General features: G+C 56.9%; 10 protein-coding genes and 1 riboswitch. Of the genes, 6 read left to right on the top strand and 4 right to left on the bottom strand.

Annotation, left to right across the window (positions count from 1 at the left end; translation table 11 throughout):
• The first annotated feature begins 242 nt into the window (after nt 1-242).
• A complete protein-coding gene (locus NYE74_RS00050) occupies nt 243-659 on the top strand; it encodes a VOC family protein (RefSeq protein WP_036626577.1) in 417 nt (138 codons plus the stop codon).
• 128 nt (nt 660-787) lie between these two features.
• Here the strand turns inward: NYE74_RS00050 and NYE74_RS00045 are convergent, their stop codons facing one another.
• Together NYE74_RS00045 and NYE74_RS00040 are read right to left on the bottom strand one after the other, a co-directional pair.
• A complete protein-coding gene (locus NYE74_RS00045) occupies nt 788-2,107 on the bottom strand; it encodes a right-handed parallel beta-helix repeat-containing protein (protein WP_240752331.1) in 1,320 nt (439 codons plus the stop codon).
• A 3-nt stretch (nt 2,108-2,110) separates the two neighbouring features.
• A complete protein-coding gene (locus tag NYE74_RS00040) occupies nt 2,111-3,163 on the bottom strand; it encodes an LCP family protein (protein ID WP_036626574.1) in 1,053 nt (350 codons plus the stop codon).
• A 260-nt stretch (nt 3,164-3,423) separates the two neighbouring features.
• On the opposite strand from NYE74_RS00040, the gene NYE74_RS00035 reads away from it, so the two are divergent.
• Both NYE74_RS00035 and NYE74_RS00030 read left to right on the top strand, forming a co-directional pair.
• On the top strand, nt 3,424-4,416 hold the full coding sequence (locus tag NYE74_RS00035) for an NAD-dependent epimerase/dehydratase family protein (RefSeq protein ID WP_051985745.1): 993 nt from the start codon (nt 3,424-3,426) through the stop codon (nt 4,414-4,416).
• A 451-nt stretch (nt 4,417-4,867) separates the two neighbouring features.
• Complete coding sequence (locus tag NYE74_RS00030; protein WP_270618894.1) at nt 4,868-6,610, top strand: hypothetical protein; 1,743 nt, start codon at nt 4,868-4,870, stop codon at nt 6,608-6,610.
• A gap of 112 nt (nt 6,611-6,722) precedes the next feature.
• On the opposite strand, the gene NYE74_RS00025 is transcribed toward NYE74_RS00030, so the two are convergent.
• Nucleotides 6,723-8,039, bottom strand: a complete 1,317-nt coding sequence (locus NYE74_RS00025; RefSeq protein ID WP_036626571.1) for a hemolysin family protein — start codon at nt 8,037-8,039, stop codon at nt 6,723-6,725.
• 254 nt (nt 8,040-8,293) lie between these two features.
• A riboswitch (purine riboswitch) is annotated at nt 8,294-8,393 on the top strand.
• 78 nt (nt 8,394-8,471) lie between these two features.
• Between NYE74_RS00025 and NYE74_RS00020 the strand changes: the two genes are divergently transcribed.
• Nucleotides 8,472-9,908, top strand: coding sequence for an NAD(P)/FAD-dependent oxidoreductase (locus NYE74_RS00020; RefSeq protein ID WP_270618892.1), 1,437 nt, complete (start codon nt 8,472-8,474; stop codon nt 9,906-9,908).
• 324 nt (nt 9,909-10,232) lie between these two features.
• Here the strand turns inward: NYE74_RS00020 and NYE74_RS00015 are convergent, their stop codons facing one another.
• Nucleotides 10,233-10,934 (bottom strand): DUF2628 domain-containing protein, encoded by a 702-nt coding sequence (locus NYE74_RS00015; RefSeq protein ID WP_227872873.1) that lies wholly within the window; start codon nt 10,932-10,934, stop codon nt 10,233-10,235.
• Nucleotides 10,935-11,377: 443 nt separating this feature from the next.
• Between NYE74_RS00015 and NYE74_RS00010 the strand changes: the two genes are divergently transcribed.
• Both NYE74_RS00010 and NYE74_RS00005 read left to right on the top strand, forming a co-directional pair.
• Complete coding sequence (locus NYE74_RS00010; protein WP_411831588.1) at nt 11,378-14,737, top strand: DUF6359 domain-containing protein; 3,360 nt, start codon at nt 11,378-11,380, stop codon at nt 14,735-14,737.
• A gap of 566 nt (nt 14,738-15,303) precedes the next feature.
• Nucleotides 15,304-15,763: IS1595 family transposase (locus NYE74_RS00005; RefSeq protein WP_341004531.1), on the top strand; the 460-nt coding region annotated here is incomplete at its 3' end.

The raw sequence follows: 15,763 nt of genomic DNA, 5'->3' as shown, positions 1-15,763 counted from the left end.
CTTTTTGCCCTTATGTTCTAAGTTTCTCGCTGGAGTTTCTCGGGCAGTCCGGATTTTTGCAGGTTGAGTTTGAGTCGCTTTCTCCTCTTTTTCCGGCAGAGGCTTGGTTGGCTGCGCATTTAAAAAAAGCCGCAGCAAACTCCCCAGGCGGTGTTTCTCGTACGCGATCTCTCTCTTGATGTTTCTGAAATGATGCTTTATGCTGGGGGAGATATTGAACTTAATTGAAGAGGTGATCGCGCATGGCTTTTCAGGCGAAGAGTACATTTATTAACCTGCCGGTAAAAGATTTGCAGAAAACGATGGATTTCTTCGGAAAAATCGGATTTGAGTTCAACTTGCAATTTACGGACGACAAGGCTACCTGCATGATCATCAACGACACCACCTACGCCATGCTGCTCGTGGAGCCTTATTTCCAAACATTCATCAAAAAAGAGCTTGCCGATGCGGCGAAAACCTGCGAAGTGCTTGTTTCCCTGGCCGCCGACAGCCGCGAACACGTGGACGAAATCGTCAATAAAGCCTTTGCCGCCGGGGCAGTCCCGTCGAGTGATCCGCAGGATCACGGCTTTATGTACCAGTGGGGTTTTCAGGACATAAACGGGCATATATGGGAAGTTTTCCATATGGCCGATCCTTCGTCCAACCAAGCGTAACCGGCGTAGGCGTAAACGAGATTAAGCATTGTTCATCTTTTGAGATAAAACGGTATTAAAAAGTTGGGCGGCCGACGGGAAAGTCGGCCGCTTTTTCGTTCGTTCCGCCTTTTCGCCCAAGCCGCCAGCTATTCCGGGGGTTCCGCGACATTATCGTCTGCGATGCTATTGTCCGCAATTTTTCCCGTTCCCTTGCGCTTTTCCGCTTCCGCCTCCGGGGACAGGCGGATTCCCTTTTCCACCTGGCTGATCGTGTTCCCTGTGATGCGGAAGCGGCGGACCTCGCCCAGGCGGATTCCGCTCGTATTTTGCCGGAAAGCCGCGGTGCCGCCGGAAATTTTGTTGTTTTCGATGACGAGATCATGCAGCGGCCCGGCATCGGCTTCAATCGCCGCGTAGTAGCTGCCCGTTCCGCCGATCGAATTGCCCGACACGGTCACATAGCTGGCATAAACGGAAATGGCCGAATACATATCCTGCGGAAGCGGATCGTCCGGCGGAAACAAGTAGCGGTTATCGCCGGAAAAAGAATTGGTTATACGGTTGCGGGTGACGGTTACCCCCGGTGCGGAGATTTTTATCCCCCGTTTGGCGGCGTGGTGGATGAGGTTGCCTTCGATGACGGAGCGGGATAATGGCGATTCGGCGGGCGGCTTGTCAAAAAATATTCCATCCGCGTCCTCCCGCGGCGTAATATGCGAAATGACGTTGCCGGTGATGTTGACGAACCGGGCAAACGGCTTGCCGGGTTCGCTCCAGACCATGATCCCGCGCGCCACCGGAGGATGGTGGGCCGCTGCGATGCCGGTAATCGTGCAGCCTCGGATTGTGATCTGTTCGGTGCCGCCATAAATCATCAGGCCGGAAACAACGGAGTTGAAAAGCGGGCTTTGCGGATCGTCCGAAGGGCCGAAATGCCGAATGACGCTGCCGGTGATCCGTACGTCGGACGAGCCGGTATGGATGCCGATGCCGCGGTTGAGGCGGTAACCGCCGTCGATAACCAGACCTTCCAGGCGGATGTCCCGGCCGGCAATATTGATGGCTTCGAAGCCGTGTCCGGCATCGGGCGCGGCGGCGAATTTCAGCACCGGACTCCCCTGTCCGCGTACGGACACATGGTTGCCGAGCGGCAGCGGTTGATCCGGCCGCAGCAGGTAGGTTCCCGCCGGAACGATCACTTCGGCGCCGCGTCTTGAGTCAGCGGCCAAACGCAGCGTTTGCCGAAACGCCTCGGTATCGTCGGCGATACCGTCTCCTTTGGCTCCGGCATCCTTGACGTTCAATACGGCCGTAGGCGCAGTGAACGTTGCTTGCAGGCGGCAGATCGCCGGCGCCAGGCAAACGGCCAGGCCAAGCAGCGCCAACACGGCCAATTTCGTATTCCATCGCGGCCGTTTGCTTCGGCGGCTGAACCGGCCCGGCTTGCCCCCGTTCCCGAAAGGCATCGCTTAATCCCCCAAAACTTCGCCGGACATTTGCTCCCAGGCCGCCATATCCGGCATCCAATAATACAGATCGGTCTTCACAAGCGGATCGTAGGCTTTGCCGCTGTTGCCCGGAAACTGAGTATAGCCGATGTCGGCGGCTTCGATATTTTTGGCCATCCAGGCGAGGCTGATCATATCGCTTTTGGTGAGATTCGTGTCGAGAAAGTCCTTCAGCGCCTGGTTGGCCAAGTCGGGCAGCCGGGACAGGTTGTCGGGGACGAGCAGCTTTTGCGCGATCGCTTTGAGCACCAGCGCCTGGTTTTGCTGGCGGGCGTTGTCCCCGTCCGGCAGCGATTTGCGCTCCCGGACGAAGCGAAGCGCCGTTTGGCCGTCCCAATGCTGGTTGCCGGCGGGCAGCGTCAAATGGTGATAGGTCAGCCGGACGGGGGAATCGAGCTCAATGTCGATGCCGCCGATCGTGTCGACGAAATGCTCGAACCCTGCAAAATCGGTTTTGACGTAATAGTTGATGGAGCATCCGCAAAGATTGCTAACCGCTTGGATCGCCGCTTCGGTGCCGGCGTGAGCGCTTTTGCCGCGCGCTTCCGCCATCGCGTGGGCGTGGTTGATTTTGGTCAGGCCGATGCCCGGCAGGCGGACCCGGGTGTCCCTGGGAATCGACAACAGATGGACGGAACCGTTTTTCGGATTGACGTGAACCAGCATTAGCACATCGGTCCGGGAGGCTTCTGCGGCTCGCGCATCCGTCGCCAGCAGCAGGATGTTGAAGCTGCCGGCCGCTTTTTTAACGGCCCCTTCGTTTTGGGCGTTTCCTTCGTTGCCGCCAAGGCCGCCGGCTTCCGGGCGGCCATCTGTGCCGGAAAGGCCGGCGTTTGGATTTACGCCTTCGTTCGCTTTCGCTTCCGGGACGGACGAAGGCGAAGCCAACACCGGGATATCGGCGCTGCGAAAATGCCGGGACGGCTCGAATTTCAAGTACAGCCATAGCGTGCTTCCGCACAGGACAAGCACCAGCATCAATATCGATATGACCAGTTTTTTGGGTATTTTCATAGTTCCTCTCCATCTCCGGAATAGGTATATTTGCGGGCTTCTTTGCTAGCTTCATAGCAGTATATTTGCCATTGGCGCCTTCTATTCTATGGGTGCGGGAAAAAGGCGGGGAAAACTGCGCCGCACGAGTTTGCGAGCCGGGCTGCGATCGCCGGCCTGCGATTATCCGGCACCGCGGAGTATATTCCGGAAATTGCTGACATATGGTGTTTGAGACAGTGAAATCTGGCGGAAAACCGTGGAATGGGAGAGTCGGAACAATGAAAGTGTTAGTAACTGGGGGAGCGGGATTTATTGGGCGGCATACGGTAGAACTTCTTGTGGCGCAAGGAGACCAAGTGGTGGTGGTCGACCGGGCCGCGGCGGTCAGGAACCTGGGCAGGGACAAGTCGGTGACCGTGTATCAGCTGGATATCGTGTCGGAGGAGCTGGAGCATGTTTTTGCCTTAGAACGGCCGGACTCCGTCATTCACCTCGCGGCGCAGATCAGCGTCCAACGCTCCTTGCAAAAACCGCTGGACGATGCGGAAACGAACATTATGGGGACGATCCGGCTCCTTCAGCTGTGCGCGCGTTACGAGGTGCGGAAAATCATCTACGCTTCATCCGCCGCGGTTTACGGCAATCCGCGGGAGGTTCCCGTCAAGGAAACGCATGCGACGGAGCCGTTGTCCTGTTACGGCGTCTCCAAGCTGGTCGCGGAAATGTACATCCAGTCTTTTGCCGGGCGGTACAATTTGGATTATTCCATTCTCCGGTATGCCAACGTCTACGGAATACGCGAAACCCGGACCGGGGAGGACGGGGTGCTCACGGCGTTCGTGGAACGCATGATAGCGGGGCTGCCGCTCGAAGTGTACGGGGACGGCAGCCAGACGCGCGACTTTATTTATGTAAAGGATGTGGCGGCGGCCAACGCGGCGGCGCTGCGCACCGGGTCCCGGCAGGTCATGAACATCAGCAGCGGCACCGGGATTTCCCTCCTGGAAGCCGTCGACGTTCTCAGGGAGCTGAGCGGGAGAAACGTATCGCCGCAGCACCGCCCCCCGCAATCGGGCGATATCGAGCATAGCGTGCTGGATAACGGCAAAGCCCGCGACGTGTTGTGGTGGCAGCCGGCTTACTCGTTTTATGCCGGGCTGCAGGAAATGGTGGAGTTCGAAGCGGAAGCGCGCAAAAACCCGCTGCTCGTTCAACGCGTCGGCACCGCCGCCGAGGATGGCGCCGAGTATACCGAAACTTCGGTTGGCTGACTGTTGGGAAAGACGTCTTTTTGCTAGCTTGGTTGTTTAATCGTTCATATGCTGAGAGCTGACCCGCCGTTTTGAGTGGAAATATCCAATAGAATTAAAATTTGCCGGTAAATATAGCCGCTTGATTGGATATTTCCAATGAGATCTCAAGATGGCGCGCACTTTCCGTCAACCTAATTGGAATTTTCCAATGGACCTTACCTTGGCCGTCCGGCTCGGCGGCGATGTAAGCATGAAATGGATATCGGCGCCAAGGCAACAAAGCGACAAAGCGGCCGTTCTCCGGAATAGCAACCGGGGAGGCCGCCTTTCTATGTGATGAGTGACGATGCACGGACAGAAATGGCGCCGGATCCGCCACGGTTATGGTATGATGATTTTATCGGTGAATGAGTTGATATACATGTTCTGAAGAGCCGGTTCCAGTTATAAAATAATGGAGGTTATTGGCGTGAAACCAGATGCAAGCCAGGGGAAAGCGATTGGCGCGAAACCCAATGGTTCCGCTTACATATACAGCTCGTTAAAGCTTTGGCTGTCCTGCCAAGTCGAACTGGGCCTGCTGCTCCCGGTTTGGCTCGCCGCTCAGGCCTATTTGCTGGGGCCGGGGGAGGCGGTTTGGCTGGGAGTGCTGCCGCTGGCATCGCTAGGGGGCGTGCTGCTGCGCAACCGGCTGCGCAGGGTGTGGCAGCGGTGGGCCGCCGCCTTGCTGCTGGGAGCGGTGCTTGCCCTGGCAGCGGTTTGGGCAGGCGCCGGCGCCTGGGCAGAGGCTTGGAGCGGGACGTGGACCGGCGCGGTCGCCAACGCGGATGCTGGTGCTACTACTAATGTCAATGCCATTGTTGGCACTGGTACCGGCGCGGCTGCGGCCGCGGGTTCCATCGCTGGCCCGGCCAAGCCCATGGCCCTCGCGCTTGCGATGGTGCGCGCCGGCTTCTGGTTTGCCGCCGGCGCGTTCAGCTGCCTCCAGGGGCTTACGGCCGCTTTGCGGATCGGCAATTTCCGCCTGTACTGGTCCGGCATCGCCTTATACTTTGTCGCCGGCATCGTCTTCCCGCGTATTCCCGGGCTCGAAGGAACGGTCCCGCTGCTCACCTGGTCGGGGGCGGCCTGCTTGGCGCTGGCCTTGTTCGTTACGAACGACAGCCTCCTGCGCTACAGCTTTCTGTCCGGCGATCCAGCGGAGCGGCTTCCCGGCGGCTTGAAACGCCATAACCGCCTGTTCATCGGCGTTATCGTCATCGTCGCCCTGGCGCTGGCGGCCGGGGCGGGCGGGTGGCTCGGCCGCCAGCTGTGGGGCATGGTGAAAACGTTTGTCCAATGGCTGGCCCGCCCGGGGAAGCAGGAGCCGCCGCCGGAACAAGCGGTGGAGCTGCCGCCCATGCAGCCGATGCAGCCGGCGGCGGAGGCGCACGAGCCGGGAATCTGGTCGCGGCTCTTGGACATCGCTTTTTATTCCATCGGCATCCTTGCCCTTGCGGCAGCCCTTGGTTTCGGCTTGTATTGGCTTTACCGGAACGCGGGCGGAGTATGGCGCCGGGCGATCGACCGCCTGCTGGATTTGCTGCGCCGGGAGAAGGCCGTGGAGGAAAACGCCGCCTACCGCGACGAGGAAGTCCGTATTTTCACATGGGAAGCTGCGCTCAAAAAGTGGAAAAAAGCGGGGACGGCCCTGCTCCGTCCCGGAAAAGCCGAACGCTGGGAAGAGCTGCGGGACAATCGGGAGAGAGTCCGCTATTTGTACCGCCGTATGCTGCAGGCGGAGCGTAAAGGCGGGTATCGGATCAAACCGCATCTTACGCCCTATGAAACGGCCTTGGATATTAGGCGGGAACGCGCCGTAAAAACGGGACGCGGCAAGGCGGCGGGCAAGGTGAAGGAGAAAGCGGAAAAGCCGGGCTACGCCAGCAAGCTGGCCGCGGCCGCGGCGGAGGCGGAGGCCGCCAAGGCCGCAAGGGAGGCCGTATTCGCCAAACCCGCGGCTGCCGGCGAGGGCGCAAAGCCTGCCGGGCCTAAATTGTTTGCAGCCCGCGCGGCCGATGGGCCGGGACCGGCGCCGCTGGCGGCAGCCGGCGTCAAGGAGCTGCAAAATACGGGGGCGGGCCTCCTTGTCCGCTTGTACTATAAAGTCCGTTACGGCGATGAAATGCCCCGGGATGATGAAGTGGCCGAAGTCCGGCGGCAGCTCCCGTGAGTCTAAGCTTCAAAGCCTTCCTCCCGAAGAAACCGAAAAGGCTGCCGCAAGTTTTGGTTAACCTGCGGACAGCCTTTTTTATCCTAAAGCGATCCGGCTCCCGATTATCCGGCTATCTGGCCTCTACCGCGGCCCTTTTTACGATTTCCAGCTTGCGGAACCGGTGCGGTTCTTTTTCCAGCAGCTTAAAGGTCAAATCCTCGTGCTCCAGCGTTTCGCCGACGTCCATGCCGGGGTTCATCCCGAACAGCCAGCCGCCGATCGTATCGACTTCCTCGGTGCTGAGATCGGTGAGCAGCAGCTCGTTAATCTGGTTAACCGTTACCGTTCCCTGGGCGATGACATGGGTGTCGCTGAGCTGCACGACCGGCTCTTCTTCCTCTTTATCGAATTCGTCGCGGATTTCCCCGACGATTTCCTCGAGAATGTCCTCAATCGTTACCAGTCCGGCCGTACCCCCGTATTCGTCGATCAGTATGGCGATGTGAGTACCTTCCTGCTGCATTTTTTTGAGCAGCTCGTTGACCGGCATCACTTCCGAGACGGCCATGACCGGCTGCAGGATCGAAGCGATATCCAGATTCGGGTTGCTCTCGTGGGCGAGGAAAAACTGTTTCGTATTGATGATCCCGATGACGTTGTCTTTGCTTCCTTCGACGACAGGGAATCGGGTGTATTGCTGCTCTTTGATAATTTCGAGATTTTCCTGCCGCGACTTGTCTGTATATAAGCACACCATGTCGGTGCGGGGGACCATAATTTCTTTGGCCAGCAAGTTGTCGAAGGCAAAAATCCGGCTTACGTAGCCGTATTCGCTTTGATTGATTTTGCCGCTTTCAAAGCTTTCATTAATGATGATTTGCAGCTCTTCCTCGGAGTGGGCCTCTTCATGCTCGGAAGCCGGCTTGATGCCGAACAAGCGCACGAGCTGGTTCGCCGATCCGTTCAAGGCCCAAATAAACGGGCGCATGATTTTGGTAAACAGGATCAACGGTTTGGCCGTAAGCAAGGCGATTTCCTCGGATTTGCGGATGGCCATCGTTTTTGGCGCCAGTTCACCCACAACGACGTGCAAATAAGTGATAACTACAAAAGCGATGATAAAAGATAGCGCACTGCTTAGTGTATCAGGTACATGGAGGCTGTGGAACAGCGGATGCAGTATCTTCTCCACCGTAGGCTCCCCGAGCCACCCGAGTCCGAGCGCGGTGATCGTAATCCCCAATTGGCAGGCGGATAGATAGCCGTCCAGATGGGTCGTTACCGTTTTGACCGCGAGCGCGTTTTTGCGTCCCTCGGCGATCAATTGATCCACCCTGCTGCCCCGAACACGAACAATCGCAAACTCTACCGCCACGAAAAATGCCGTTAAAGCGATAAGGATTACGACCAATACCAAATTCAACACCAAAAGCCTGTCACTGTCCATTCTTTGCATCTACTCCTTATGATTTAAAATAAAATAAATTACTTTACTATTATACAATATGATCCGGAAGCAATGCTAATCAGCATTGTTTAGATATAAAGAGGGATTTTCGAGAAATGTTCGTGTTTTGCAAAATTTATGACGGCATTAAAAATAAAAAACATCACAAATACTTCGAAAACCGAATAATAAAAAGGAATTTCCCTTGACTTATACGTTTGTTTCTCATATACTCGGATTGTTGCTGGAAACCGAATATGTTAATATTTTGATTTCGTATATCCCCGGTAATACGGATCGGGGGTCTCTACAAGGAACCCTAAATTCCTGGCTACGAATAGGAGCTTTCGCATACCTATTGGATAGCCGGGATTTTTTGTTTTTTCCGGGTTTGTTCGCCCGTTGACTATTATTCCTATCAGGAGGAAGCAGATGAGTAAATACGATGCAATTGTGGTTGGGGCCGGGCCGGCGGGGATTTTTGCCTGTTATGAACTGACGCGGAAGGCGCCTCACTGGAAGGTGCTTCTGGTGGATAAGGGGCACGATATTTACCGCCGCCGCTGTCCGATTTTGGAGGAGAAAATTACGCTTTGCCCGCCTCCGGCCGGAAAAAAAGAGTACGCCGGCTGCCTGCCGGCCTGTTCGATTACGGCCGGGTTTGGCGGAGCGGGAGCGTACAGCGACGGAAAGTTCAACATTACGACCGAATTCGGCGGCTGGCTGAGCGATTATATCGCTCCTTCCCAAGTGCTGGAGCTGATCAAATACGTCGATGCGGTCAATTTGGAGCACGGCGCCGCGACGAACATCACCGACCCGCTGACCGAAGCGGTGCGCGGAATCGAGCAGCGCGGATACGCCGCGGGGCTGAAGCTGCTGCGGGCGCAGGTCCGCCATTTGGGGACGGAACAAAACCTCGAAATTCTGAAATCGATCTACGAGTATTTGAACACCCGGATCGACATGATGTTCAAGGCGGAGGTGGAGGACCTGATCACGGTTAAATCCGACGGGGGCCATCAAGTTTGCGGAATTCAGCTTAAATCGGGGGAGACGCACGAGGCCGATCTGGTCATGGTCGCTCCCGGACGGGACGGCTCCGCCTGGTTGACGGACATTTTGAAGAAACGCCGCTTGAAAATGACCAACAACCAGGTGGATGTCGGGGTGCGCGTGGAAACGTCGGACGTGGTCATGCTCGAGATTAACGAGCATCTGTACGAAGGGAAATTCATTTACAACACTTCGGTCGGCACGCGGGTGCGCACGTTTTGCAGCAATCCGTCCGGGCATGTGGTCGTCGAAAACCACAGCGGGGTTATGGCCGCCAACGGCCATTCGTTTAAAGACCCTGCGCTCGGTTCGCAAAACACGAACTTTGCCCTGCTCGTTTCGCACAAGTTTACCGAACCGTTCGATAAGCCCAACGAATATGCGCGGGAGATTTGCCAGCGGGCCAACGACCTGTCCAATGGCGGAGTCATCGTGCAAAAATACGGCGACATTCTCCGGGGCCGCCGCTCTACCGCCGGCCGCATTGCCGAAGGTTTTCTCGAGCCGACGCTCAAAGAGGCCGTGCCTGGCGACCTTGGCCTCGTGCTGCCGTACAATACGATGAAAAGCCTGATCGAAATGGTCGAAGCGCTCGATAAAGTAACGCCGGGGATCGCCTCCGAGCATACGCTGTTTTACGGCGTGGAAGCGAAGTTTTATTCCGCCCGCCCGAAGCTGACCGAGTCGCTGGAAACGGAAATCGGCGGCTTATTCTGCGGCGGCGACGGAGCGGGCATCACCCGCGGGCTGGCTCAGGCCGGCGCGGCGGGCGTCTGGATCGCGCGCGGCATGCTGAAAAAGGCGGGGGTTTAGAAACGCGGCTTTCGGGCTTCTTCGCTAAACGAAATGCAATAGGGCTGTCCTGAAGGCCATATGTATGGTCTTTGGGACAGCCCTTTTTCGGCGCGGCGCGGGTTAAGTGCCGTCGCCGCTGACGCGCCGCAATGCGGTCTAACGGACCGAGGGGACCTTATCTCCTCCAAACCGTAGAAAATCTCCCGCCAAGAAGCCGATTAGCGGCATTGGAGTCCGTTACAGCGGGAAATATCCGGGAAATGAGCGAATAACGTCTTTCCGGTCCGTTACGTTAAGTGAACCGGAACCAACATACTGCCGTTATGCCCCTCGATCACACCGTCAAGGATACCGGCTTTCCTGAACTTCGGAGTCGATCACTTGCTGGATTTGCTGATACGTATGCAGGAAGGAGAACAGCCCGTAAACCACCGCCAGCAAAAAAGGCAGCAGGGCCAAGGCAATCGGGATGTAAAGGCTTGTCTCACCCGCTTGTGCGATTTTTGTCTCCCGGGTTTCCCGGTCGTTTGGGTACCTGTAGCCCAAAGCCTTTATTTTGCGCCGGGCATGATGCAGATAGATGGAATTGGCCGCCACGGCAAAGGATATTTTTAAGGCAAGCTGCAAGGTTAACATCGTGATGACCAGGCTGAAAGAGACCTGATAACCCGGAAATACAAGAGAGCCGACGATGTTGATAATAAGCGAGCATACGATCAGATAGATCAGCCAGTACAAATACATCCCCCGATACAGCAGCCAAAAGCCGCCGAACAGAAAAGCGGGCCAATTCCAGCGGTGGTCTTGGCGCCATTTTTGAAAATATGCGCCCGCGCGTTTGCCTATGAACAGTTCAAGCTCCTCGGCAGGAACTCCGAATTCTGACGGAGGTTGGCTTTCTCCGGCCTTCCCTGGGGTCTTGCCTGGCTCGGCAGGGGGGAGGGGAACAGCGGGCTCATTTTGCCGAGGTTTGGCCGGTGCTCCGCATCCCGCGCAAAATTTGTCCTCTTTTTCCAAAAGTTTTCCACAGTTTGAACAATACATATGTACCTCCGTCCGCATCTCTTGATGAAAGTAGTTTTCATGAAAAGTCATGAAATAGTTCCAAAGAACTAACTTGCTTATATATCGGACTGTCGGAATATCTATTTAATAGCCGCCGCAAAACTCTATAAATAAGACAATAAGCCTATATATTAGTAAAAAATACAATTTTACAATACTTTAACAAAACGTAAACAGTCTGTTTTTGATCCATCTCTATGATGAGGAGGTAGTTCATCTTAAATTTGAGGAGGAGTCGATCCATGATGAGGAGGCGTTGGAGCAAGAAACTGCTTGGCCTGATATTGGCCGGCGCTTTGGGCATAACGGGAGTACCGGGTTTGGCCGCGGAAGCGGCGGAGCCGGCAAATGCAGCGGAACAAGAGTACATCACAGCGGAGGCGGCCGCGGGCAACGAAGCCGTCACGGAGCCAACGACTTCCATGACAACGGAGAAAGGCGAATCTGCAGCTGCAGGGATCAGCGTAGCCGAAGCTATCGCCAAAGGAAACAGCGGCGAATCCGTTACGGTAACCGGTTATATCGTCGGACATGCCGCCGGGTCGCAGACCGCCGATTTCGAAGCGCCGTTCGGCAATGATTATAACTTTTTGATCGCGGATACGGCCGGAGAGCGGGATAAAGCCAAACTCGTCGATGTGCAGATTCCGTCCGGACCGAGAGCCGAATTCGGCCTGCAAAGCAACCCGGATATCATCGGCAAGCAGGTTTCGGTGTCCGGCATGCTGGCCGCGTACAACAATTTTCCCGGATTAAAAAGCGTGACGGCGCTTGAGTTTGCCGCAGCGCAGCCGGGCGAACCAGGCGAACCGGAAAAACCGGGGGAACCGGGCGAGAACCCCGGAGAGCCGGAAAACCCGGGCGGAAACCCTGGTGAGAATCCAGGAGAAAATCCTGGCGAAAATCCGGGAGACCCGGGCCAACCTCCGGGAGATCCGGGACAAATCCCAGAATTGCCGGACGGCACCGGCAAAAAAGTGCTGTTTGACAATACGCACGCCCAAACCGCCGGCGCGGCCGATTGGGTGATCGACGGCGCGTTTTCCGATTTCGCCGACGGGCTGCGCGGGGCGGGCTTCACGGTCGAGGCGCTGGAGCGGCCGATCCCGTATACGTTCGGTGAAACAGCGATCACGTACGACGCGCTTCGTGACTACGATGTCTTCGTCATTCCCGAAGCGAATGTGCCTTTTAAAGCCGCGGAGCAAGAGGCGCTGGTGGAGTATGTCGAGGACGGCGGAGCGGTATTTTTCATATCCGACCATTATAATGCCGACCGCAACAAAAACCGCTGGGACGCCTCCGAAGTGTTCAACGGCTTCCGCCGCGGAGCATATGAGAATCCGGCTAAAGGCATGAGCGCGGAAGAAGCAGCCTCTCCGGCGATGCAGGGGGTAACGAGCTCCGATTGGCTGGCGGACAATTTCGGCGTGCGGTTCCGCTATAACGCCCTTGGGGACGTTAATGCGAACGACGTCGTCAGCCCGTCGCAGTCGTTTGGCATCACGAAAGGCGTTGGGGCCGTGGCCATGCATGCCGGCTCTACGCTGGCGGTTTTGAATCCGCAACAAGCAAAAGGCCTAGTTTACGTTCCTGAAGGCGTTCCGGCCTGGGGGAACGCGGTAGACGAAGGCGTCTACAACGGCGGGGGCAGAGATGAAGGAGCGTATGCGGCGGTGTCCAAGCTTGGGCTCGGCAAAGCGGCCTTTATCGGCGATTCTTCGCCCGTGGAGGATGCAACTCCAAAATATGTAAGAGAAGAAAACGGCCAGAAGAAAACGACGTACGACGGCTTCAAGGAAGTCGACGACGGGCTGTTCCTGGTGCAAATTGTGAAGTGGCTGGCCAACGACGAAAGCTACACTTCCTTCGCCGAGGTGCCGGGGCTTGAGCTGGATGAACCGACCCAGTTGAAGCCGTCCGAGGAGCCGGCCGCCACCACCGAGCCGCAGCCGGAGCCTTGGGCCCAACCGGCCCCCGGCTATAAATGGTACGACCCGGCGACGTTCAAGCCGGGCTCCTACGGCTCGGCACAAGCGCCCGCCGCGGAGCCTAAGTACGCGTTCGTGCACCAGGCGCAACTGCCAAGCGCGCAGGAGTTCCAGATCCGCTTGACAGCCGACGGCCTAACGCCTGGCCAGACGGTATCGGACCTTAAAGTCGGCATTTACCTGGCCGGCGGAGAACAGATCGCCCGCTTCAAAAACGCTGACGGCACCTGGTCCGACTACAATTACAGCCCGGCGTTTTCACTGACGGGGGATGCCCGGGGGCACGCGGCAAAGGACTTGGCCGTCCAGCTCAAGCCGGGCGTGACGGCCGCGAGCGCCAACCTGCGGCTCAAGCAGGGGAGCGGCAACGCGCTGACGAAGACGGTGGCGATCGCCGACGTCGCTGCCGAGCCGCTGCCGGGCGACCATCCGCAGGTGCCGGAATTGGCCACGATCGCCGCGGCCCGTTCGGCGGCCGACGGCACGGTCGTTACCGTGGAGGGCGTGATTACGTCCGAGCCGGGGCTGTTTGGCGGACAAGGGTTTTACCTCCAGGACGATACGGCCGGCGTTTACGTGTTCCAAACGGCCTCCGGCTACCATGCGGGCGATCTGATTCGCATCAGCGCCACCCGGACCTTGTACAACGGGGAGGTTGAGCTGGAAAATCCGCTCACGATCGAAAAGAAAGGGACCGCTCCGCTTCCGCAGCCGATCGAGCAGGAGGCGGTCACGGACGGCAATCAGGGACAGTTCATCACGTTAACCGATGTGGCGGTTCAAGACATGGCCGCGGCTTCTCCGGCCGGTTCGTTTGAATTTAACGCCGTCAAAGGCGGCGGCGCTGCGACGCGCGTCCGTTTCGATGGCCGAACCGGCGTGGACATGGCGGCATTCAGCGCGCTTTTCCCGGCGGGTTCCAAGGTGGACATCACCGGCGTCGCTTCGGTTTTTCGCGGGACGTACCAGCTGAAGCCGCTCTCTCTGGATCACGTTGTGCTTAGCGGTGCGGAAGAAGATACGCTGGCTCCGGTGACCCAGGCGAACGCTTCGGGTGCCGCGGGGCAGGAGCTGTACAATCCGGAGGACGTTACGGTCTACTTATCGGCACAGGACGAAGGCGGGAGCGGTTTGGAACGGACCGAATACCGGATCAACGGCGGGGAGTGGCTCGCCTATGCCTCACCGATTCTGCTGACCGAGGACGGCAAATACGTGATCGAATACCGGTCGTGGGATCGGGCCGGGAATAGCGAAACGGCAAAAACGCTATACATTAATATCGACCACGGATCGCCGGTGATTCATTTTTCCGGGGAACGGCAGTTTTTGCAAATCGAAACCGAGCTTCCGATTCAAGTTGACGTCGAGGACGCCGTCAGCGGTGTGAAAAATACGGTGTATCAATTGGACGGCCGCCAAATCGCCAGTTTGCACGAAATTACGCCGCTTTCTTTGGCGGCGGGCAAACATAAACTGGTCGTCAGCGCGACGGATGCGGCCGGGCTCCATTCTGCGGGGCAATTCGACTTTACGGTTACGATCGACATCGCCCATCTGGACGAGCTGGTTGATGCCGGAGAAGCGGCAGGCTACGTGAAGAAGGGAATCGCCCAAAGCCTGGACGCCAAGATCAGCTCCCTGCAAAAGGCGAAAACAGACCGTGAGCGCAAGCGAAAAATCAATGTATTGAAGCAGACGATCAACGCGCAAGGCGGAAAAGGCATCAACTCCAGCTTTGCCAAGCTGATGCTGGGCGATTTGGAGTATATCGTCAAACAAGCGGGATAAAACAGCTGCCGAAAGTGACGGAGAGAAGAACCGGTCCTCAAAGGACCGGTTTTTTTTGAAAATTTATAACTTCAAAATTCGCAGCAAAACATCGGCAGACAAGCCTTGATGTAGCTGGGTAAAGCAGTAATCCATTGCCGGAGTTGACGCCGAATCAAAGGCGGACAGTGTCCTCCCGGCTTTCTAGGCTGCTTCGTTGAGGAAGCGTCAACGATGTAGCAGCGTCACGATCCGGTGGGGCCAGTGTATTTGCCTTTTGCACCGTGGCCGTTTCGAGCAGTGTCACATCGATGCTAGGTGAGGGGGTTGTCTAAAGGGCTCGTGATCTTGGTGGCCCTGCCTGTTGCTTGCCTTTGCACGATTATTCCTTTCGTTCAGGAGCAGGGAGCAGGGGGGGAGAGGGCTAGAGCAAAGGTTCCAAAAAAGAGAGAAGAAAAAACAAAAAAGATGAGGAAAAAATGAGGCGTTTCAGGTGAGATTTTCGGCTTGATAAGGGAACACATGTTTGTTATAATGAAATAAATGGAACTTATGTTCGTAAATTATTGATTCGGGGGCGAGTAAACATGGAGATCAATGCGGGAACGGAACTTCAATCATTCAGCAGCCGTTTTAACAGCGAGCAGGACTGCATGGAGGCGCTGATCGCGATGAAGTGGCCAAACGGCTTCGTCTGCCCGCGCTGCACTTACACCCGGTGCAGCCGCCTGACCTCCCGGCATATCCCCTTATTCGAGTGCGGAAAGTGCAAGCATCAAACATCGCCTTTGGTCGGCACGATTTTTGAAGGAACGCATCTCCCCCTGGTGAAGTGGTTCCAGGCGCTGGAGTTGTTCCTACTCCCTGATGGGATCTCGGCGCTGCGGCTGCGCCAGGTGATCCGGGTCGCCTACAAGACCGCCTGGTCGATGCTGCACAAAATACGCCATGCCGTGGGAGAGTTCGATGCCCGGGAGCTGCTCTCCGGAGACGTGAAGGTGAACAGCGATCAGTATGGGCGTAATCCGTCCCGGTGTCAGCTTTCGC

Source organism: Paenibacillus sp. FSL P4-0127 (assembly GCF_038007325.1).
Taxonomy (GTDB): domain Bacteria; phylum Bacillota; class Bacilli; order Paenibacillales; family Paenibacillaceae; genus Fontibacillus; species Fontibacillus macerans.
Note: the sequence above shows the minus strand (reverse complement) of the source record. Positions and strands in the feature narration are given on the sequence as shown.